The sequence below is a fragment of the Zobellia russellii genome (assembly GCF_018728565.1).
In the GTDB taxonomy this organism is placed as follows: Bacteria; Bacteroidota; Bacteroidia; order Flavobacteriales; family Flavobacteriaceae; genus Zobellia; species Zobellia russellii.
Map to the genome: position 1 here is coordinate 20,511 of NZ_JACSOI010000005.1, position 21,243 is coordinate 41,753.

A 21,243-nucleotide genomic window follows, 5' to 3' on the forward strand; every position below is an offset into this window, starting at 1 on the left:
TAGCGTTAATCACATTCTATTGCATATTTGTATTTTTCCAGAAATAAATGGTACTTATAAAAATTTTCTAGTTCATGCGAAGATTAAAGAAATGGGGTATTATACTTGTAATCGTATACGTTTTAATTGCCTTTTTGGCGTACACATATCAAGAACGATTGGTTTTCTTCCCTTCTAAAATGCCTCTTAATCATACCTACGATTTTTGTCAGGATTTTGAGGAATTCAATTTAACTACGGATGATGGTGCTAAACTGAATGCCGTTCATATTAAGCAAGATAGCAGTAAAGGTTTAATTCTTTACTTCCATGGAAACTCTGGAAATATATCGCATCTTATTCACGTAGCTAATCTCTTTTCAGCAAAGGGCTACGAATCCATTTTGGTAGATTACAGAACTTATGGTAAGAGCACAGGTAAGGTAAGTGAGCCGGCATTGTACAAAGATGCTCAGTTATTCTATGACTATGCCAAACAACGGTACCAAGAAAAAGAGATTATACTGTACGGGCGCTCTTTTGGTACAGGAATAGCCACATGGTTGGCTTCTGAAAACGAACCCGAAAAACTAGTTTTGGAATCTCCCTTTTATAGTGCGGTGGCACTGGGCAAGCATCGCTTTCCGTTTTTACCCATAGATTGGTTGTCAAACTTTAGGTTTCCGTCCAATGAATATATAAAACAGGTAGAATGTCCCATTTATATTTTCCATGGAAAAGAAGATAACGTAATTCCTTATGAATCAGCGAAAAAACTCTTTGCCGCCATTCCAGGTAATAACAAAGAGCTTTTTAGTATATCAAATGCAGGACATAATTATCTACAGGACTTTAAAGTCTTTAAAGAAGGTATGAACAAGGTTTTGGATTAGTGTTCAATCCTGAATATCCTAATCAAATAAGTCCGAAGAAAGGTAGCGGTCTCCCCGATCGCAGACAATAGAAACTATGACGCCACTGTCAAGTGTTTCGGCCAATCTTAATGCAGCCGCGGCTGCGCCGCCACTGCTCATACCTGAAAATATACCTTCTTCCTTAGCTAGTCTTACGGCCATTTGTTTGGCTTCTTCCTGACTCACCTCAATGGTTTGGTCTACCTTTTTTGCATCAAAAATTTTGGGTAAATATTCTTTCGGCCATTTTCTAATGCCCGGTATACTAGAGTTATCCGTAGGTTGAACGCCTACAATCTGAATATCCTTATTTTTTTCCTTCAAAAAAGTAGAAGTACCCATAATGGTTCCTGTAGTGCCCATAGCCGAAACAAAATGAGTGACTTTTGCATCCGTGTCTCTCCAAATTTCGGGACCGGTAGAATGGTAATGTGCCTTCCAGTTATCATTATTGGAAAACTGGTTGATCATTACATAACCTTCGTTCTTAACCTTGGCTTCGGCATAATCCCTAGCACCTTCAATACCAACATCGGCAGGGGTAAGGGTTACCTTTGCGCCATAGGCCTTCATGGTTTGTACGCGCTCAATGGTGCTTTTTTCCGGCATTACCAGCTCAATGTCCAGACCATAGATTCCTGCAATCATGGCAAGAGCAATGCCTGTATTACCACTGGTTGCTTCGATCAATTTGGAATTTTTATCAAAATCACCACGTTCAAGTCCGTTTTTTATCATGTTGTATGCAGCACGATCTTTAACGCTACCACCCGGGTTGTGCCCTTCCATTTTAAAATATAGCTTAACGTTGGGGTTCTTGTTCAATACTTTCGATTCTACCAATGGGGTATTACCGATAACATCTAGGATACTATGAGACATGCGGAAGTGTTTTTATTTTTATTTCAGGTGTGTGAAAAACAGTTGAATTAGGAGGTACGGATGCTGTTAACCAAGCATTACCCCCAATAATGGAATTCTCACCAATGATAGTTTCGCCGCCCAATATGGTGGCGTTTGCGTAAATGGTAACGTTATTTTCAATGGTCGGGTGTCTTTTTGTGCTTTGTAAGTGTTTGGCAACATAAAGACCGCCCAAGGTAACTCCTTGGTATATTTTTACGTGGTCTTTGATTATGGCCGTTTCGCCAATTACTACACCCGTGCCATGATCAATATGAAACGAATTACCTATTTGCGCCCCAGGATTGATATCTACACCGGTCTGTCTATGTGCGTATTCCGTCATTAGTCTGGGAACCAAAGGAAAACCTTCGGAATATAGCTCATGTGCCAAACGATAGATGGCAATGGCATAAAAGCCCGGATACGCCATATATACTTCCTCAACGGATAATGAAGCTGGATCACAATTAACGGTAGCTTCGGCATCAAGATTCAACCTTTGTAATATACTGGGCAACTTGGCTACATAGTTTTCCCAGACTTTTTTACAGGGTTTATTGGTATCCCAGCAGGCCAAATCCACAACATCGTCAAACAGGAGTTCTAGTTTGTCAAGATTTTTTTCCACGGGCGTATCAATGTCAAAGAGGGTGTAGAAGAGTAAATTTGTAAATTCTTCAACCTTCTCTTTAAGCTTGTACCTTAAATTGGGTTGTTTCTTGTGCTTGTTTATTTTATCAATGATAGAGGTATGGTCCATATGTTTTTGCTGAAAGGGCTAAATTACTCATAAATCTAAAAGACGATTTCCTAAAAAGGTTAACTTTATCTAAAATAACAACATTTAGGTCGTATGTTAGATCCCATAATTACGAAAGAAACACTTAGTTTTTTAATTGAGCTTAAAAATAATAATAACAGAGAATGGTTTACTGAAAATAAAGTAGAATTTAAACGTCATGAACAGAATGTAAAAGGTTTTTTTGATGCCGTAGCGGGTAAATTGGGTACTCATGATGAGATTGAAAGGGTAAAAATGTTCCGTATTTATAGGGATGTACGTTTTTCTAAGGACAAAACCCCTTACAAAGCCCACCTTGCAGGTTCTTTTTCACGTGCAGGAGCTCAGCGTCGTGGCGGCTATTATCTACATATAGAACCTGGCAAGTCTTTTCTGGCCACTGGTTTTTGGAACCCGAACAAGGAAGATTTACTCCGTATCCGGAAAGAATTGGAGCAAGACGCATCTGAGCTTAGGGAAATCATGGATCAGGAAGATTTTAAGACCATTTGGGGACAACTTGAAGGCGATGAATTAAAAACAGCGCCTAAAGGGTTTGATAAGGAGCATATGGACATCGACTTGATTAAGAAAAAACAATATATTTTCACCAAAAATTTTACGGATAAGCAAGTGCTCTCAGCAGGCTTTGCTGATGACGTTAATGAATCGTACAGGGCGATTAGGCCCTTTTTTGATTTCATGAGCGATGTGCTTACAACTAATTTAAATGGAGAATCGCTCTTAAATTAGAACGGGCTCTTCAAAAAGTTGTATTTGATCTTTTAGTCGATCAATCACCATGTTCATCATTCGTTTGTTCAAGGCAGAGGAGTTTTTAATATAAATTTCATACTCTTCCACGGTAAAAAGTCCAATTACAATTCCCTTTAATGAATTGCGGAACTTAATGTCTTTCTGAATGGCGTTTTCAATGAACTCAAAACGTTTTTCTAAAGAAAGCTCGTAAAAACTGTTCTTGTGCTTGGCTATGTAGTTCTTGAAAACGGCTATAAAAATGGCGTTCTGTAGTTTTAAAATAGGACGAAAAGTTAGGTTTTGAAACCTTTCGTTTTCGCTCATGTCATCAGTAATTTTTGCAGTGGGAATTTCGGGACGAATACGTAAAAGACTGTGAGATCGATCGCTCATAATACAGGTTTTTATAAAGGTAAGGATAAAGAGGTCTAGCCTTTTTTGTGTCAAAATTAGTTTTTAACGAGGTTATGAACAGTGGTGTAAATCTGTTATTTTGTAATTGAAGTTCATTTGAACAAAACACAAAGTAGATTTTAAAGAAAATAGATATAATGAAAGAGTCCATAAACCCATTTAACGGAGAGAAAATATATGAGTTTAATGAATTGTCTAGTAGTGAGTTAGATGATAAAATTAAAGTAGCGCATGAATGCTATGAAAATTGGAATAATGTCTCTTTTAAGGATAGGTCAAAATTAATGCATAAGGCTGCAAAGGAGTTAAAGAACAATAAGGACAAGTATGCTGAAATAATCACCAAGGAAATGGGTAAACCTATTTCTCAGGCTATTGCAGAAGTAGAAAAATGTGCGTGGGTATGTGATTACTACGCGGAGAATGCTGAAGACCAATTACAGGACGAAATCATAGAAACCGATGCTGAAACCAGTTATGTTAAGTATCAGCCCTTGGGGGTTGTTTTGGCCGTAATGCCTTGGAACTACCCTTTTTGGCAAGTGTTTCGTTTTGCGGCGCCAAATCTTATGGCCGGTAACGTTGGTATTCTTAAACATGCTTCAAACGTTATGAAATCTGCAGAAATGATCCAAGAAGTGTTTGAAAATGCCGGGTTTCCAAAAGGATGTTTTCAAAATTTAATATTGAGTAGCGACAAAATCAAATCGGTAATTGAACATGAACTGGTACAAGCGGTAACCTTAACGGGAAGCAAACCTGCGGGGGCTTCCGTAGCCTCTATTGCAGGAGAAAATATTAAGAAATCGGTACTTGAACTTGGGGGGAGTAATGCACTGGTTGTTTTTGATGATGCCAATATGGAAGAAACTGTTGAAACCTGTGCTAATGCCCGTTTTCAAAATACTGGCCAGAGTTGCATTGCGGGCAAACGCCTATTGGTACATGAGAACATAGTTGATGAGTTTACCCAAAAGTATCTTGAAAAAGTTAAAAGCTTAAAGGTGGGAGATCCTATGGATAAGGAGACTTATATAGGTGTTATGGCTCGGGAAGATTTGGCAGAGGATTTAGAAAAACAAGTTCAAGGTTCTGTTAAGATGGGAGCAGAAGCTATTTTAGGAGGAAGTAGAAAACGAACCTTTTTTGAGCCTACCATACTTACAGGAGTTACCCAAGATATGCCAATTTTTAAAGAAGAAACATTTGGGCCCGCAATAGGAATAACTACTTTTAGTACGGATGAAGAGGCAATAGAACTTTCCAATAATTCCATATTTGGGTTAGGGGTGAGTATGTTTACATCCTCTAAAGACCGAGTTAAAAACCTTGTACCAAAATTTGATGAAGGTGCGGTTTTTGTGAACGAACTTGTAAAGAGTGATCCAAGGTTACCATTTGGAGGAATTAAAATTTCCGGATATGGCAGAGAGCTTTCTTCGCATGGTATCAAAGAGTTCGTGAATAAAAAAACGGTATTTATAAAACATTAACTATCAGTTTAAATTTTGTTTTTAGTGATTTGATACATAGTTATTTATGTGTTTTTTTTCATTGACGTTTACAGTTTGAAAAGGATGACTTTTCATAAAATTGATACAGTACACGAACATCTGTATTGACTTTAAAAACTCCAGTTTGTATTAAAAATAGTGTTGGAAAAAAGAATAATGTTGTACATTTTTCAAACCTTCGTATCTTGTAAGAATATTAACCAATTAACTATATTCAGATGCGTAAGTTCGTAGTAATTGCATTATTGGTCGTATCGGCCAACTCTTTTGCCCAAAAAATGAAAGTAAGTAAAGGCGACATTAAAAACCTAAAAGATATCTCGGCCTATACTTTAGAATTTGATTACAGTAACCTTGAGATTCCTAAGTATGATTCCGAAGATGATTTCCTTGCCGATAAAATGGCAAAAAGGGAAGAAAAGGAAGCAGGTAAAGGCGAAGAGTTTAAAAAATCGTGGTTTGCAGACCGCCAAGACCGGTACGAGCCCAAATTCATTGAATCTTTCAATAAGCGTTTTGACGATGGAGAAGTGAGTGTTTCTATGGAAGACGCGGATTACACAATGAAGATTCATACCAACAAAATTTATGCAGGGTACAATGTGGGCGTAGTTCGCAAAAATGCAGAAATTGATGCTACTGTAACAGTCTATGAAACAGCAAACCCTAGCAACGTGTTGTTGGAAGGCAAGTACTCAGATGTTCAAGGTTACGGAGCCATGGGTAATGATTATAACAGCGGGTACCGTATTTCAGAATGCTACGCTAAACTAGCTAAGAACATGGCCGGTTTTATTATAAAGAAGGCGTTAAAGTAATTTTTAAGTTTAATGAGTGAAAAGCGACTATTAAAATAGCCGCTTTTTTGTTTTAATAAAGGCAGGGTATTCGCGTTATAGGAATAATTGCGTGACAAATGAAAATAATATTAGATGAAATTCGGAAAAGTAGAACACCCGGAACATGTTGATTTTACACTACCGGCAGACCATATAGATTCCGCCGGTGTACTGGCCAGAACGGATAAAAGTCAACCTCTCAGCATTTCTGTGGGTTGCGCCAAATGGAACCGTCAAGATTTAAAAAACTTCTATCCACGGGGAACAAAAGATGAGTTGGTGTATTACAGTTCCCAATTTAATAGTATTGAGCTGAATGCTACGTTTTATCGCATCTTTCCGGCCGAACAATATGAGAAGTGGTATGACAAGACTCCGGAAGGATTCAAATTTTATCCAAAAATTTCTAGGGACATAAGTCATTTAAGACGCCTAAACGAGGCTTCACTTCCCATAGTTGATAGATATTTAGAAGTTACTTCAAACCTCAAAGAAAAGTTAGGAACCATCTTTTTACAAATGCACGATAATTTTGGGCCTAAGAATTGGGATAGGGTGGTACGTTTTCTAGAATATTGGCCAAATGAGTTTCCCCTAGCTATGGAGTTTAGGCATACAGATTGGTTTAATGATGAAAAAGTAAGTCAAGAGTTGTATCACCTTTTGCAAGAAAATAATATTGCCAACATTGTGGTGGATACGGCAGGAAGACGGGATATGCTGCATATGAGGTTAACGAATAACGAGGCTTTTGTACGCTATGTTGGTGCAAACCACGTTACCGATTATGACCGTTTGGACGATTGGATCGAAAGATTGGATAGTTGGAAAAATCAGGGTCTTAAGAACATAAATTTCTTTGTGCATCAAAATATGGAATTGGAATCCCCTTTATTATCGGCACAATTTATTGCCAAATTGAATAAAAAATGGGGTACTCATCTTCAAATTCCAAAAACGTTACAAGATTCTACAGGTAAACTATTTTAGGGTTTCTTTCTTTCCTAATTTTATAAAAAATTCAACACACTTAAACTATAAACATCATGAGATTTCATTCTAGAAAATGGGTTAAACCCGGAGATTTGAATGCTAACGAGACCTTGTTCGGTGGGCGCGTACTGGCGTGGATAGATGAAGAGGCTGCACTATACAGTATTATTCAGTTAGAGAACAAAAAGGTAGTTACCAAATACATGTCGGAAATCAACTTTATGAGTTCTGCCGTAAAGGGAGACATAGTAGAGATTGGTATTGAAGTAGTAAAGTTTGGAAAATCTTCGTTAACCTTAAATTGTGAAGTAAGGAACAAGATGACCCATGAGACCATTGTAACGGTAGATAACATCATCATGGTAAACCTAGATGATGAGGGTAAACCAAAACCACACGGAAAAACAAAAATTGAATATGTTGTAGACCGTTTGGCTTCCGAAGAGGATTAGGAAGTTTGCATGGTTTTGGCAATAGCTTCAACCTCATCTAGAACGCGTAATAGGTTTTCGCCCCAGAGTTTGGCAATTTCTTCTTCGGTGTAGCCACGTTTTACGAGTTCTAAGGTTACGTTGAAGGTTTCAGAGGCATCTGACCATCCTTTAATACCGCCACCTCCATCAAAATCAGAACTGATACCTACATGGTCGATTCCTATTAAATCGACCATGTAATCTATATGATCAACAAAATCTGATACGTCTACCATAGGAGGGGCATCTGCAGATTTATCGGCAATAGAAATCCCTATTTTCTTAACCTTAGGATAGTTTTTTATAAAGGTTTCTTTCTGTGCTTCGGTTAAAGAAGAAAATTGTTCTCTTGAATACCACTCAAGTCCCATAGAGTCTGCTACTTTCTTCAATATAGTTTTGATATATGCGCTGTAAGCTTCGTCTTTCTCGGTATTCAAATACGAACTAAAAGCAACCGTCTGTACAACGCCGCCATTTTCTTTCATGAGTTTTAACTGTTCATCGTCTAGGTTTCTGCTGTGGTCACATAATGCTCTGGCGGAAGAATGAGAAGCGATTATAGGGGCTTTGGAAAGGGTAATCATCTGTTTCATAGCCTCTTTGGACGGATGGGAGACATCTACCATAATCCCTAATCTATTCATCTCTTTTACAGCTTCTTGGCCTAATTTACTTAAACCGTTATGTAGCCATACGCTATCATTTTCTCCGGTGTTGGAATCGCTAAACTGATTATGTCCGTTGTGGGACAATGAGATATAACGGGCGCCAAGGTCATAGTACTTTTTAAAATTCGCTAAATCCGTACCCATAGGATATGCATTTTCCACACCTATCATGGCTGCCTTTTTCCCCGAAGCATAAATACGTTTTACATCTTTGGAATTTAGGGCCAGTTCAATATCGTTTGGTGCAATGTCTTCACATAAACGGTGTATGGCATCAAATTTTGAAATCGCATTTTTTTCGGCTTTGGCGTACCCTTTTTCTGTTAGGGAATCTTGCCCTGTATAAACTATAAGCCAGGTAACATCTAATCCCCCTTCATCCATTTTGGGCAAATTAATTTGTGTTTCTAGCCGTTGGGTATAGTTTATGCTGTCTGTGAAGTTGTTGATATTGATGTCGTTATGTGTATCTATCGTAATTATTTTTTCATGTATACGCATAGCCTTCTCCTGCAGAGTTTCCTCTGTTTTTTTCTTGCTTTCGGAACAGGAAACTATAGATAAAATGCTCAATAAATAGATAAAATGCCTCATAATAGGAAGAGTTAAACCTACAATTTATGCATTTTGACAACACTTTAGGCCCTGTAGGGAACATTTAGTTGTGTGCACTGTGCTAAAAAGGGAATTTTACAATGATTCGTATAAATATGTCAAATAAACAAACACTAGATAAATGTAACGAAACACCATAAATCAGTCCCACTCTTATTAACCTAAAACTACCTACATTGAAAACGAAAAACCTACTTTTCCAATTATCGGATTTAGAGTCGCACCTTAATAATTTTTCTACTGAGAAATTATCTACCGATGAGGCTTTCCATTTAAAAATATCTTTTCAGCATTTTAAAAAGAATCTTTTGGAGATGGTCTTCCTTACCGGGGAGAACATGAAAGAAACGGAAGGTGCGAAGGAAGATAAAAACTCCTCCGCAAAAATTAATGAGTTTGAAAAGGCCTATCCGGAATTGGACCTAGAGACCTACGAAGCCATTATAGAGCATCATAAATCTTACGGGAATGTTTTAAAAGAACTTCAAATTGATTCAGCTATGGATAAAAAAGACATTTTAATTCTCAAAGGAAAGACGAACAAAGGAAAAAATACCGATGTTGAAATAAATTTAAAGGTGGTATTGGACGAATGTATGGGTGAAATGACCCTTTTGCGAGAGTTAATAACCCTTTTTATTGGAAATGCCCTAGAGTTCATGGGGGCTGCCAAAATACATCTTCAAACCCAAGATTTTGATCAGTTGGATTTAGCTGCACACAAAATAAAAGCTGGTCTGGCTATGATGCGTACAGATGATTTGCATGAAATAGTTACCCAAATTCAAAAAGGCTGTAAACTAGACCAAGATCCTAAACACTTAGAGTTTCTTTGCAAGTGTTTTGGTGAAGAATTCCCAAAAGTTAAGAAGGCATTAGACCGCGCATATGTAGAGCTTACCAATATCTAAACACCTAACAATGGACAAAAAAAGACTATTGTTAGCAGAGGATGATGAGCTACTTGCTTCTTTGCTCAACTTTCGGTTAAAGAAAGGAGGATACGAAGTAAATCATAGCAGCAATGGAAAAGAGGTAAAGGAATTTCTTTCCCAAAACATGCCGGACATTATTGTGAGCGATATTATGATGCCCTATTTCTCGGGTATGGAACTTATAGCTTATGTCCGTAAAGAACTTAAATCCCAAGTGCCTATTATTATCATATCATCTGCAGGCAATGAGGAAAACGTTCTTAATGCATTTGAACTGGGAGCAAACGACTTTATATCCAAACCGGTAAGTCCGTCCGAACTTCTGGTACGCGTTGCCCGCGAGCTGAAAAAAACTTAATTTGTTAGAAACCTATAAAACATATCATGGGGCTGCTTTTATTACGCCGCCTAAAGTGGACACGAACATTCTCTGGGGATTATCCATCTTGTTCGTTGTTCTTGCTGTGGTATATTTTATCTGTGTTTTCTTTTTTAGAAACAAAATATCCGCGACGGCTTCACGTACCAAGCAGCGAAAGAAAGAACTTTCTCCAATGATTAGTGAGTTCTTGTTTTATGAGGAAGATGCGGACAAGGGAGAAAAATCTAACTATATCTCCTTAAAAATAGAAATCAGGGAACTTCTTAAGGACGATTTCAATAGAAAGGTACTGGTGGAAGTATTGCTAGATCTTAGAAAGGATGTTTCCGGTGATACGCAAGAACGACTTTTTGCCCTTTACCAAGATTTAGGACTTGAAAAAGATGCTTTTGAAAAGTTAAAAAGCTGGCGATGGGAGGTAATTTCTAAAGGCATTTTAGAACTCACTCAAATGCAAGTGGAGTCGGCCTATAGTTTTATCACCAAGTTTATCAATCATAAAAAGGGAACTATAAGAAAGCAGGCCGAGATTGCTACGGTTACCCTTAGACCAGAAGGAATAAATTATTTCCTGGATACTACTCGATATAAAATTTCTGAATGGCAACAGCTAAAGTTGTTGGATGTATTAAGAAATCAGGAAAATTACGAACCACCTAGGTTTAGTACGTGGTTGACATCAAAAAACAAGCATGTAGTGTTGTTTGCCTTAAGGCTTATTAAATATTACAACCAGAATGACGCCAACGCCTCATTGATAGAGTTGGTCAAACATAAAGATTATCAAATAAGGGAAGAGGCAATTGGCTGTATTAAAGAGTTTTATGTAGTTGAGTCTATACCTGCTCTTAAAGCAATATTTAGAAAATGCAATACGGATAGTAAGATTGCAGTGTTGGGAGCTATTTCAGAGTTAGGAAGCGCCAATGATATAGATTTCCTCCAATCAGTAGCAAAAAAAGAAAGCAACTTTTCCGTTTCCAGTAAAGCCTTAGCAGCAATAAATATGATTGCTCCGGAAACAGTTATGCCTACGGAGGGATTGGAAAAACCAAAACCATACAAGGAAGATATTGCCGAGGTAGAATTGATAAATGAAACTACTATTGAGGCTGCATCACCACCGGTGACTCCTGTACAGAGCGAAGAAGAAGTAGACTACATAGTTGAAGATTTGCAGTTGCCGGATACAAGTTTCAACCAATCTTCGCAAGAGAGCGAAGAGAATACTGTTGAGAACAGTCCGGTAGAGGAGACCGTTGATACTGAACTACAGGTCTTCATAGATGCCAAATCCGTAGAGACGGAAGAGTTTGTTAACAGCGATAGTACAATTTCAATTACTGAGACTCCAGAGGAAAAAGAAGTTAAGGAAGAAGTAAAAGAACCTATAGAACATCTTGAAATAACAGAGCTACTTGTTATTGATCCAATTATCGTCTCAGGTTTTGTATCAAAAACCATAGAACCACAAGCCGAAATATTTTCCGAACCTTCATTACGATTTGATTTCTTACCAATTGTAATAGCCGATTCAATACAAACTAACCAACCCACCACAAAATACAGACCCATGGCCAATACAGATAATCATAGTCCGGATATTAATAATTTTGAAGTTGAATATGTGGTAGTAAGTTCTACGCTTCAAAAAGGGGCCAATACTGGAAAGCCATTTTTTGATATTGCTAATATTGATTTTCTCCCTATTGTAGTTGAGGATATGGATTTAGAGGATTTAGAGTCCAATATAATAGATGAAGTTAATGAGCTGGATTTTCTTCCTATCGTTTTAGATAATGATGTGGAAATTGAGAAGGAGGTACATGACGAAACTATGGAGGAATTGGTTTTCCCAATTACGACTAGTCTGGACGGATTCACGTTATCGGATTTTGAAGTAGATTTTGCCAATGCCCAAGAGGTAAAAACCTCTGAAGGTGATATAACTCCGGATAAAACTTCGCAAACCGATTTGGAAGGGCCAAAAGCTGCGGAATTGGAAAACGAAGATGTACTGTCCTGGTTAATGGCAGAGAATGAGTTAAGAGAGATAGAATTGGAATACGAGACTGTAAACTCAAACGAAACCACCAAGCCTTTTCTAGACTTGATTCCGGAGCCTGTTTACTATGATGAACATGAAACCTATATGATGGGCCTTCTAGATGATTTGGAGGAAATGGGAGACCATCGTGAGGTGCCTTTGTTGAAAGAACTTCTAACAGAAGAGACCAGAGGCTTTATAAAAGACCGTATTAATAGTCTCATTGAGCAATTCTCATCTTTTGGCAACATGATAAATAAAATAGGAGATAGAGCGCCTGAGGAACCTACATTGGATATGCCTGCATTTAGTGTGTTTGCAGACTTGTTCAAAAATATAGGAACGGAGTCCAAACTAATTCTTTTGGACGAAATTGTTTCGGTTGGAGACGAAAAGGAAATCGATTTTTTAGATGGGCTTTTAGAGGATCCTGATTTACGAATACGGAAAAAGGCACAAAGTGCCCTTAAGTTGTTAGTGGAAAAAGTATCGAGAAAGAGCGACTTTGAAAAAGACCTTTTACCCAAACCTGTTGAGGAACTTCCTATTGACCTTTCCATTTTGGAACCCTTCACGCAATCAAAACCCAACAAAACGGACACAACAATAAAAAGCGCCGTAAATACGCAAGACAACCAAGAAATTATCAAGTTTGATTTTGAACTGGAAGATACGAGAGTACTTGATAAGAAGTACGATAAAAAAACATTGAGCATTGAGGTAGATGCTATTGAGGTATCTCCTAACGAGAGTTCGTTTTTTACTTCCATCATAGATTTCCCAAGAAAATTTATTGGAAAATTAAATGGATAGTACCTTTTTTAATATCCTCTTAGATTACATAAACATCGTTTTTCTGTTGTTTACGGTAATTCTATTCACTCTGTTTACTATTATGGGGGTATTATCTACTAGGAACTCTATTCACTACAGAAAGAAAAACAGTTTTGGCAGCCTTTCAAAAATTATGGCATCGCCTTTATCTCCAAGTATCACAATAATTGCCCCTGCTTATAATGAAGGTCTTACCATTGTTGAGAACATACGTTCGTTAATGTCGCTTCGTTATGTAAACTATGAGGTCATGGTCGTTAACGATGGGAGTAAGGATGATACGCTCCAGAAAATGATAGATGCCTATGACCTTGTTAAAATAGATCAGAAAATAGACCCCAACTGGAAAAATAAACCCATTAGGGGAATTTATAAATCGCCGCACAGGGCTTTTTCCAAGTTAACGGTAATAGACAAAGAAAACGGAGGCAAGTCAGATGCTCTAAATACTGGTATGGCCCTTTCCACCAACCGTTACGTTGGGTGTATAGATGTAGATTGCCTTTTACTCCCGGATGCATTGTTGCATGTGGTAAAATCATTCTATCAGCGTTCGGAAAAACGGGTAATTGCCGTTGGTGGTGTTATACGTGTGGCCAATTCTTGTGTCATAGAAGGCGGGCAGTTAGAGGAAATACGTTTACCTACAAATTGGTTGGCGAGGTTTCAACTGTTGGAATATACCCGTTCCTTTATTTTAGGTAGGATGGCTTGGGGAAGTATAGATAGTCTTCTTATCATCTCGGGAGCCTTTGGTTTTTTTGATCGTGAAATAGCACTTGCGGTAGGAGGTTATGATACGGGTACCGTAGGTGAGGACATGGAAATTGTCTTTAAGATGAGAAGGTACATGCACGACAGAAAGGAACCTTATACCATAGAATATATTCCTGACCCATTGTGCTGGACAGAAGTGCCTGAGGATTTAAAAATACTGGTAAACCAAAGAGATCGGTGGGCCAGGGGTAATCTGGAAACCCTGTTCAAACATAAGGACATGTTCTTTAATTCCAAATATGGGCGTTTAGGATTGTTGAGTTATCCGTATTGGTTTTTTTATGAGTGGCTAGCTCCACTCATGGAGTTTTTTGGCTTCTTCACCATTATCCTTTTTATATATCTGGGCATTTTAAATTGGGACTTTTTTATCGCCATAACGGCAATGGTCTACCTGTTCTCTATAATGTTCTCGTTTTATGCCATTCTATGGGATGTGTACAGCTATAATGAGTATAAGAAAACCAAGGATATCCTAACACTTATGCTGTGCGCCATTATAGAGCCGTTATTTTTTCACCCCATAGTGGTGTGGTCTGCGGTACGTGGGAATTATAAAAAACTATTCAAAATAAAATCGGGCTGGGGATCCCAGGTTCGTAAAGGCTTTGCCAAGGCCACTTAAAAAGTAAAATGAATACAAGTAAGATAGATAGATATTCTCTAAAGCATTACACCAGATTGATGATTTCTTTCTTTGGTAGTCTTTTGGTGCTTACTATTTATCAATATACAACGCTCTACTTCAAGGGGGTTGTAGATATCATATTCGGAACGAGTTTTCTTATAGCTGTGGTCCATCAAATTGGTTATACATCTTTGGTGGGGGTCATTCTGGCGTTTCCATTTAATTTTTGGGAAAACCTTCGTCCGCGCTATGGTTTTAATTTAGTCTTTGTTTTGCTTTTTATCCTATTGATCATAGAAGCTATGCTCATTAGCTATTTCTGTACGGCATTGGTACCCTTAGGTTCGGATTTATTAGGATATAGTTTTGAGGATATAAAAATGACGATTGCCAATTCCGGGGGTATTTCGTGGGTGCTTCCTTTAGGGCTTGTAATTATCATAGCCATGTTTTTCGGCTTTTATAAAGTATCCTCCAAGCACTATCATCACATTAATCGCATGTATCCGTTTACCATTATTTTGTTTAGCATGTTCATTGCTACGATGTTTATAGAAGGTAAACCGATCAACCATAATAAAACGCAGTATCTAGCCCTTAATCTTTACGATACGTCTACAGAGGATACTTCCTATAATTCGGATATAGAATACCCTTTGATCAAATCAAAACCCATACAGAATGTTCTAGGTGAATATTTTGAGCTTAAAGACCAAAAGCCCAATATCGTTTTTATTATGGTAGAAGGGTTAGGTAGGGATTTTGTAGGAGCAGGGGCGGAGTATGGCGGCTTTACTCCTTTTTTGGATTCGCTTACCACCAAATCTCTGTATTGGGAAAATTGTTTGAGCAATACGGGCCGTACGTTCGGGGTTTTACCGTCACTATTGGGCTCTTTACCCTTTGGTAAAAGCGGATTTATGGAACTAGAGAAGTATCCCAACAAGTTAACATTGTTCAGTATTCTGAAAAATAATGGATATCATACTTCATTCTTCCAAGGAACAAATAGTTCTTTTGATAATGTAGATCGTTTTTTATCTAGTGAGAACCTTGACTTTGTATTGGATAAATCCGGGTTTGGAAATAAGTATAAGATGCAGGCAGAAGATGCTGCCGGTGCTTCTTGGGGCTATCCGGATAGGGAGCTTTTCAAAAAGAGCATGAGTTTGCCGCGAGATGCGGAGCAGCCACGTATGGAGGTTTATATGACTATTAGTACGCATGAACCGTTTATACCGCCCAATCAGGAGTTTTATGAAGATAAAGTGGCCAAATTGCTCTCACAGCGCGACTATGAGAATCGGGTTGAGAATGTTATAGAAAAGAATGACAATGTATTCGCAACGCTACTGTATACGGATGATGCCCTAAAGTATGCTTTTCAGGAGTACCAAAAGCAACCCAATTATGATAATACCATTTTCATAATAACAGGGGATCACAGATTAATTCCAATACCTCAGCGCAATAACCTCAGTCGTTTTCACGTGCCATTGATTATGTATAGTCCGCTTTTGAAGAAGACCAAAAAAATGAGTGCCGTTAATTCACATTTTGATGTTACACCAACCTTGTTATCACTTCTTGAAGCAAAGTATGAACTAAAAATGCCCAAAAAAGTGGCTTGGATGGGAAGCGCATTAGATATGGGTGAAGAATTTCGCTCCGTAAAGAACATTCCGCTTATGCGTAACAAAAACGAACTGAAAGAGTTTGTTGATGCTGAGAAAGTATATTCAAATGGTTCCATTTATAGTTTGGACGAAAATATGGACTTAGGTTCTTCCTTTGGAGGTTCAAAGACAGAGGGCAAGTTAAAGGCCTTTAAATCCATGAACGCCTATGTAACCAATAATGATAAAATTATTCCGGATAGTTTGGCCATTTTCTCAGTTAAGAAGGAAAAGTTCACAGACTCTGAAATTGTATGGATAAATAGTGTTTACAACGGACAGAATTTTGACAAGGTTTATATGATTGCTAGAGAGCTGGCTTTTGAAAGGGAATATGAAAAGTCATTGTTGCTAAGCCGTTACATACTTTCCGAAGCACCAAGTCATATTGACACTAAGGTTTTAACCGGACGGGTAAATGTTTGGATGGGCAATTATGAAAAATCCATTGAAATATTGAAAGCATGTATTAAGATGAATCCCAATTATATTGATTCTTATTCAGCTTTATTTGATGTCTATTTCTGGTCAGAGCGTTCAAAAGAAGGTTTGGAGCTGGTAGAATTGGTAGAAGCAAATAGTTCTAGCGCCCATGAAATTAAGAACAAAATAGAAAGGGCTAAAAGACAGGCGCAAAAGAATAGAAGTACTGTGTACCTAGAAAAAATAAGAGACCCCCATACGGAGACCGCCGTAAATACGTTTGAAATAGAATGAGTACGAAAACTACATACCTATTTGCGTTCTGCCTTTTCATTGGCCTTTGGGTTAACGGACAAGATACGGACTATAATAATTTAGGTGATGTAAGTTTTGACACCGCTCGTAACTTAGCTTATGAAGGGGATTATAGGTCGGCCAACATAATGCTGACCAAATTGGTAAAACCGGACTCCAAAGATAATTCGGCTAGGTCGTTATTGGCCAGTACATATAGTTGGAACGGCGATTATGATAAAGCACGAGATGAGTTTAACGTAATTCTTTCTTCGGATAAGGGAGATAGAAACATATGGATAGCAGCCGTTAAGAACGAGCTTTATGCCAAAAACAACGCAACGGCAATGGGCCTGGCAAATAAGGCTTTAATCTATCTTAAAAGCGATGCTGAGGTTGAAAGGTTAAGAATGATTGCCGAGGAAGGGTTAACCCTAACAGAGTACCCTGAATCCGGATGGTTCAATCAGGATGATGGCATTGCTCCTCAAAAAGGAATAGCATCCACTAAGGAAGATAAGAAAACCATAGCTCCTAAAGTAGTAGATACGTTAGCAGCTAAAACGCCCGTTGCAGAAGAAGTGTTGAAGAATAGGGTTTCCGTAAGAAATTCAGCAACTATATACGATACAAGGTATGATCCTATGTTTTATTCCACTATTTCATACCAAAGGCAAACCATGGCAGGAAGTATCATTCCAAAAATAAATTACAGCAATCGTTTAGGCACTTATGGTGTTCAATATGATTTGGATTTTTACCCCAAATTTTCAAAGCGTTTCTATGCGTATATGAACTACGGATTTTCCAATGCCTCAATTTATCCAAAACACAAACTAGGAGGAGACTTGTATGCCAATCTTCCCGGTGCATTTGAGTTTTCTGCCGGTGGCAGGTATATTACTTATGACAACACCAATGTATCCGTAATCACCAATTCGCTGGGGCATTATCGTGGTAATTATTATTTCTCATTACGTTCGTACATTACACCAATGCCGGATAATCTAACGCGTTTTTCAGGAAACTTGTTGGTTAGAAAATATCTGAAGGATGCGGAAAACTATTTGGGATTGAATGTGGGTATGGGGTATTCTCCGGAGCTAAGACAATTAACTTCGGGTGATGAGCTTTTAGCCGAAACACTTTTGTATGTAGAGTCTCAACGTTTAAGTTTGGAGTATCAGTTTACAGGTAAAAACAGCCCAAATATTTACAGGGCCAATGTTGGTGCTTCAAGGCAGGAATTAGCCTTTGCTTCCGGCAAGTTCTTTTATGGGGTTTCCGCAGGTATTACCTACGAGGTAAAATTTTAAGTTTACACTTTCTTTATTTGCTGTCTTTGGGAGTATGGGTATCAAACACCCACTTATCTGCATACATGCCATAAACAAGACCTATTTCGTTCTCTTGCACGTATTTTTCATCCTTGCCCGGGTCAAAGTTTACATTGTACACATAAACCTTAATGTCGTTATCTCTCAGTTGAAGCATTAATTTGTTTTGTGCGGAAAGTATTCTACGCGAGAGTGCAACATGTTTTACGTTGTTTATAGCTAACCATCTAAGCTTATCTCCTTTTATTTTCATTAAAGGCTCTTGAGATATCATAGCGGAAATGCCATGTTGGGATGCTTCTTCTATGGCCATAGGACTAAAGAGCTCCATGAGCAATCGTTTTTTGTCTACAAATTTGTTGGCAAATCCTATTGGGTCGTTAATTTTATCGGTTACCAAGGTAGCATCGGGATGGGCCTTGAACCAGGCGTTTATTCCCTTAAGGTCCAAAGTAGTATAATCCCCATAAATCTTATGTTTCATGAATTCTGAATGGGAGGGAGGCAATTCACCTGTAAAATCCGTAAAACGCGCCCACATGGGCCAATCATGCGCTGCAACCAACTCTCCGTCCGAAGTTTCAATGATATCAAGCTCAAATAACCTAAATCCCTTTTTGTAATTCTCGTCAAGGGCATTTTTGGTGTTGGTAGATTTAATGCCGTTTATTTCACCACCTGCATGGGCGATATATCGGTTATTGTTGGGTTCAAAATCATAGGTGATTCGTGGGAAGTAAACGGTACTATCTTTAATAAGCTTTGGAATATTTTCTGAAATTGTTGCGGAGTTATCGTTAACCTCTTCCGTTATAATGCCATTAAAGTTATGCATAGCATAAGCTTGACGACCTTTTAAAGTCGCTAGTTTTTCAAACCCCATTCCTGATAGTTCTGTAGATGGTTTAAGCGAGCCATTTACCGCCGAATCATGTGCTAGGATGGCAAAAGTGGTTTTGTTGGCCTGCATTTTCTTTAAGAGGACCACCAATTTGGTTACTTCTTCAGGGCTGGAATATGTGTCAAAGGTCTTGAATTCGTAAGTGTCCGGAGAGTTAAAGTGTACCACAGTAAGTCCACGTTCAATATGTTCTGTTTGGCCTGCTATGGTAAAGCTGCTTTTTTGTTTGGCATTAAAACTATGGCTGCTCAACTTTAAGGTCGTTTCGTTATTAGATTTAGTTATGATGGTAGGAGTGGTTTTTGCCAAACCTATTTCAGTAGGTCCTAAACACAGAATAGCGTAAAGGGAAACTAGACCGATGATTTTTATTTTCTTTTTCATTATATATGAAGAATATGAGATAACAAGAATTTAGAAGTCACTCTAGAGGCACAAAATTGTAAAAGAGTAACACTATAAAATATAACGTTTTACGAACCGTGCTTATTGCTACAGTATTGTAGGAAGCTAAAATTGATTTTTCTCGGTTTATTAATAGAATTAGGATGCTTTAAAACATACACGACCTAATCTTCGGTAAAACGAGTGGCACAGGGTAGTATAAATGGTAGGGTTGTAGTTGAAATCGTTATAAACCCCTATAAACATTAGGGTTGATGAAGTGTAAATAATTGATAGACAGAGAGTATTGGATGAAATGAGATATTTTTACGATGAATTACACACCTGTTTTGTTCAAGAAATGAGCAATTTTACAGGATTAACAGGTTTTACAACATTTTTCATTCGTTACACCACAATTTGTTGTTTGAGGCTCTCTTTATGAATAAGTTTACATCATAATAATTAAGACACCAAATCAAAATAGTAACTTAACCTATACAAATCATGCTTTACGATACCTACGGAGAAGAGTACTTATCATTCCTTCAAGACTTAAACGAAATCTTAAGTTTAAACGAATTAGTAGAATTAGATTATATGTAATCAGGATCCCAAATCCATCAACTTTTAATACCTACAACTATGGCAAATCAAAACCCAGACAACGCAGCTTACATGAATTTTATTGAAAATTTGAATGAAATTCTAAACAGTGAAGAAATTAACAAGTTAAATTTTTCTTAGTTATTTAGTGAATATTAGTTGTTCAAAAAAAGCCCTGACGTTCAATCGTCAGGGCTTTTTTATAGGGTACTGTTTTCTATCTATCCTAAATATGTTTTCAGTAATTTACTTCTTGAATTATGACGTAGCTTTCTAATCGCTTTTTCACGAATTTGACGAACCCTTTCCCGTGTAAGGTCAAAAGTTTGTCCAATTTCGGCCAAGGTCATAGACTGTTGGTCACCTATACCGTAATATAATTTAACCACATCTGCCTCTCTGGGAGATAAAGTTTCCAATGCACGGTTAATTTCCGTATTCAATGATTGCTGCATTAAAATTTTATCCGGCTTTGGAGATTCTCCACTACGAAGTACATCATAAAGATTGGAGTCTTCCCCTTCTCTTAAAGGCGCATCCATAGAGACGTGTCTTCCTGAGTTTTTCATGGATTGTTTCACCTCGCTTACGGTCATCTCCAATTCCTTGGCAATTTCTTCCGCAGAAGGTGGCCTTTCATGAGCTTGCTCCAAATAAGAAAATGTCTTTTTAATCTTATTTATAGAACCAATTTTATTTAAGGGCAGGCGCACAACACGAGATTGTTCCGCTAGTGCCTGAAGAATGGATTGGCGAATCCACCACACGGCATAGGATATAAATTTAAAACCACGAGTCTCGTCAAAACGTTTTGCAGCTTTTACGAGTCCTAAGTTACCTTCGTTAATTAAATCCGGTAGTTTTAAACCCTGATTTTGATATTGTTTGGCCACGGAGACCACAAAGCGTAAGTTGGCTGTAGTTAATTTTTCTAGGGCTACTTGGTCCCCAGCTCGGATCCTTTGTGCGAGTTCTACTTCCTCAGACGCATTGATCAGATCAATTTTACTGATATCTTGCAAGTACTTATCCAATGATTTTGATTCACGATTCGTAACTTGCTTGATAATCTTTAGTTGCCTCATATATCTAGTATGTTTAGGATTACTACAAGAGTACAGTATACATTTTTATTATCGATTTTCCAAAGAGATGTCAGTA

The 21,243-nt window shown here is 37.9% G+C and carries 18 protein-coding genes; 12 read left to right on the top strand and 6 right to left on the bottom strand.

The genetic code is table 11. The features are described 5' to 3' along the window. Nucleotides 1-74 precede the first annotated feature (74 nt). Nucleotides 75-872, top strand: a complete 798-nt coding sequence (locus tag H9565_RS12740) for an alpha/beta hydrolase (RefSeq protein WP_215440247.1) — start codon at nt 75-77, stop codon at nt 870-872. An 18-nt stretch (nt 873-890) separates the two neighbouring features. On the opposite strand, the gene cysM is transcribed toward H9565_RS12740, so the two are convergent. Together cysM and epsC are read right to left on the bottom strand one after the other, a co-directional pair. Then, nucleotides 891-1,775 carry a cysteine synthase CysM gene (gene cysM / locus H9565_RS12745; protein ID WP_215440249.1) on the bottom strand — a complete coding sequence of 295 codons (885 nt, stop codon included), beginning with the start codon at nt 1,773-1,775 and terminating at the stop codon, nt 891-893. Beyond that, complete coding sequence (gene epsC, locus H9565_RS12750; protein WP_215440251.1) at nt 1,765-2,559, bottom strand: serine O-acetyltransferase EpsC; 795 nt, start codon at nt 2,557-2,559, stop codon at nt 1,765-1,767. The genes cysM and epsC overlap by 11 nt, the downstream gene beginning before the upstream one ends. A gap of 93 nt (nt 2,560-2,652) precedes the next feature. Here epsC and H9565_RS12755 point away from each other — a divergent pair, with 93 nt between their 5' ends. Further along, nucleotides 2,653-3,333 (top strand): DUF2461 domain-containing protein, encoded by a 681-nt coding sequence (locus tag H9565_RS12755; protein ID WP_215440252.1) that lies wholly within the window; start codon nt 2,653-2,655, stop codon nt 3,331-3,333. Here H9565_RS12755 and H9565_RS12760 read toward each other — a convergent pair. Next, the gene (locus H9565_RS12760; RefSeq protein ID WP_215440254.1) at nt 3,325-3,732 is read right to left on the bottom strand and encodes a glyoxalase; all 408 of its coding nucleotides are present in this window, start codon (nt 3,730-3,732) and stop codon (nt 3,325-3,327) included. The genes H9565_RS12755 and H9565_RS12760 overlap by 9 nt on opposite strands. Nucleotides 3,733-3,890: 158 nt before the next feature. Between H9565_RS12760 and H9565_RS12765 the strand changes: the two genes are divergently transcribed. The 4 genes from H9565_RS12765 (at nt 3,891) to H9565_RS12780 (ending at nt 7,551) form a co-directional block, all read left to right on the top strand. Then, on the top strand, nt 3,891-5,246 hold the full coding sequence (locus H9565_RS12765) for an NAD-dependent succinate-semialdehyde dehydrogenase (protein WP_215440256.1): 1,356 nt from the start codon (nt 3,891-3,893) through the stop codon (nt 5,244-5,246). Between the two features lie 239 nt (nt 5,247-5,485). Next, nucleotides 5,486-6,085, top strand: coding sequence for a hypothetical protein (locus tag H9565_RS12770; RefSeq protein WP_215440258.1), 600 nt, complete (start codon nt 5,486-5,488; stop codon nt 6,083-6,085). A 114-nt stretch (nt 6,086-6,199) separates the two neighbouring features. Further along, nucleotides 6,200-7,096: a DUF72 domain-containing protein gene (locus H9565_RS12775; RefSeq protein WP_215440260.1), complete on the top strand. Its 897-nt coding sequence runs from the start codon at nt 6,200-6,202 to the stop codon at nt 7,094-7,096. A 56-nt stretch (nt 7,097-7,152) separates the two neighbouring features. Continuing rightward, nucleotides 7,153-7,551, top strand: a complete 399-nt coding sequence (locus H9565_RS12780) for an acyl-CoA thioesterase (protein ID WP_215440262.1) — start codon at nt 7,153-7,155, stop codon at nt 7,549-7,551. Here the strand turns inward: H9565_RS12780 and H9565_RS12785 are convergent. Beyond that, nucleotides 7,548-8,837, bottom strand: a complete 1,290-nt coding sequence (locus H9565_RS12785) for a dipeptidase (protein ID WP_215440264.1) — start codon at nt 8,835-8,837, stop codon at nt 7,548-7,550. The genes H9565_RS12780 and H9565_RS12785 overlap by 4 nt on opposite strands. A gap of 197 nt (nt 8,838-9,034) precedes the next feature. On the opposite strand from H9565_RS12785, the gene H9565_RS12790 reads away from it, so the two are divergent. Genes H9565_RS12790 through H9565_RS12815 form a run of 6 tightly spaced genes read left to right on the top strand, consistent with a single transcriptional unit; the run spans nt 9,035 to nt 18,170 of the window. After that, on the top strand, nt 9,035-9,769 hold the full coding sequence (locus H9565_RS12790) for an Hpt domain-containing protein (protein ID WP_215440266.1): 735 nt from the start codon (nt 9,035-9,037) through the stop codon (nt 9,767-9,769). Nucleotides 9,770-9,779: 10 nt separating this feature from the next. After that, nucleotides 9,780-10,151, top strand: coding sequence for a response regulator transcription factor (locus H9565_RS12795; RefSeq protein WP_215440268.1), 372 nt, complete (start codon nt 9,780-9,782; stop codon nt 10,149-10,151). 1 nt (nt 10,152) lies between these two features. Next, the gene (locus tag H9565_RS12800; protein ID WP_215440270.1) at nt 10,153-13,035 is read left to right on the top strand and encodes a HEAT repeat domain-containing protein; all 2,883 of its coding nucleotides are present in this window, start codon (nt 10,153-10,155) and stop codon (nt 13,033-13,035) included. Beyond that, entirely contained in the window at nt 13,028-14,458 is a 1,431-nt protein-coding gene (locus H9565_RS12805) for a glycosyltransferase family 2 protein (protein ID WP_215440272.1), read from the top strand. The genes H9565_RS12800 and H9565_RS12805 overlap by 8 nt, the downstream gene beginning before the upstream one ends. Before the next feature lie 8 nt (nt 14,459-14,466). Further along, entirely contained in the window at nt 14,467-16,854 is a 2,388-nt protein-coding gene (locus H9565_RS12810) for an LTA synthase family protein (RefSeq protein ID WP_215440274.1), read from the top strand. Next, the gene (locus H9565_RS12815) at nt 16,851-18,170 is read left to right on the top strand and encodes a YaiO family outer membrane beta-barrel protein (RefSeq protein WP_215440276.1); all 1,320 of its coding nucleotides are present in this window, start codon (nt 16,851-16,853) and stop codon (nt 18,168-18,170) included. Before H9565_RS12810 ends, H9565_RS12815 begins: the two co-directional genes overlap by 4 nt. Nucleotides 18,171-18,183: 13 nt before the next feature. On the opposite strand, the gene H9565_RS12820 is transcribed toward H9565_RS12815, so the two are convergent. Next, nucleotides 18,184-19,476: a PI-PLC domain-containing protein gene (locus tag H9565_RS12820; protein ID WP_215440278.1), complete on the bottom strand. Its 1,293-nt coding sequence runs from the start codon at nt 19,474-19,476 to the stop codon at nt 18,184-18,186. Between the two features lie 827 nt (nt 19,477-20,303). After that, on the bottom strand, nt 20,304-21,167 hold the full coding sequence (locus H9565_RS12825; RefSeq protein WP_194527398.1) for a sigma-70 family RNA polymerase sigma factor: 864 nt from the start codon (nt 21,165-21,167) through the stop codon (nt 20,304-20,306). Nucleotides 21,168-21,243: the final 76 nt, after the last annotated feature.

Excerpts from the sequence above, each read along its gene's own strand:
- H9565_RS12770 (WP_215440258.1), top strand. The coding sequence starts at position 5,486 with ATGCGTAAGTTCGTAGTAATTGCATTATTGGTCGTATCGGCCAACTCT.
- H9565_RS12825 (WP_194527398.1), bottom strand. The coding sequence starts at position 21,167 with ATGAGGCAACTAAAGATTATCAAGCAAGTTACGAATCGTGAATCAAAA.
- H9565_RS12795 (WP_215440268.1), top strand. The coding sequence starts at position 9,780 with ATGGACAAAAAAAGACTATTGTTAGCAGAGGATGATGAGCTACTTGCT.
- H9565_RS12765 (WP_215440256.1), top strand. The coding sequence starts at position 3,891 with ATGAAAGAGTCCATAAACCCATTTAACGGAGAGAAAATATATGAGTTT.
- H9565_RS12820 (WP_215440278.1), bottom strand. The coding sequence starts at position 19,476 with ATGAAAAAGAAAATAAAAATCATCGGTCTAGTTTCCCTTTACGCTATT.
- H9565_RS12740 (WP_215440247.1), top strand. The coding sequence starts at position 75 with ATGCGAAGATTAAAGAAATGGGGTATTATACTTGTAATCGTATACGTT.
- epsC (WP_215440251.1), bottom strand. The coding sequence starts at position 2,559 with ATGGACCATACCTCTATCATTGATAAAATAAACAAGCACAAGAAACAA.
- H9565_RS12755 (WP_215440252.1), top strand. The coding sequence starts at position 2,653 with ATGTTAGATCCCATAATTACGAAAGAAACACTTAGTTTTTTAATTGAG.
- H9565_RS12775 (WP_215440260.1), top strand. The coding sequence starts at position 6,200 with ATGAAATTCGGAAAAGTAGAACACCCGGAACATGTTGATTTTACACTA.
- H9565_RS12805 (WP_215440272.1), top strand. The coding sequence starts at position 13,028 with ATGGATAGTACCTTTTTTAATATCCTCTTAGATTACATAAACATCGTT.
- H9565_RS12780 (WP_215440262.1), top strand. The coding sequence starts at position 7,153 with ATGAGATTTCATTCTAGAAAATGGGTTAAACCCGGAGATTTGAATGCT.
- cysM (WP_215440249.1), bottom strand. The coding sequence starts at position 1,775 with ATGTCTCATAGTATCCTAGATGTTATCGGTAATACCCCATTGGTAGAA.
- H9565_RS12760 (WP_215440254.1), bottom strand. The coding sequence starts at position 3,732 with ATGAGCGATCGATCTCACAGTCTTTTACGTATTCGTCCCGAAATTCCC.
- H9565_RS12815 (WP_215440276.1), top strand. The coding sequence starts at position 16,851 with ATGAGTACGAAAACTACATACCTATTTGCGTTCTGCCTTTTCATTGGC.
- H9565_RS12810 (WP_215440274.1), top strand. The coding sequence starts at position 14,467 with ATGAATACAAGTAAGATAGATAGATATTCTCTAAAGCATTACACCAGA.
- H9565_RS12785 (WP_215440264.1), bottom strand. The coding sequence starts at position 8,837 with ATGAGGCATTTTATCTATTTATTGAGCATTTTATCTATAGTTTCCTGT.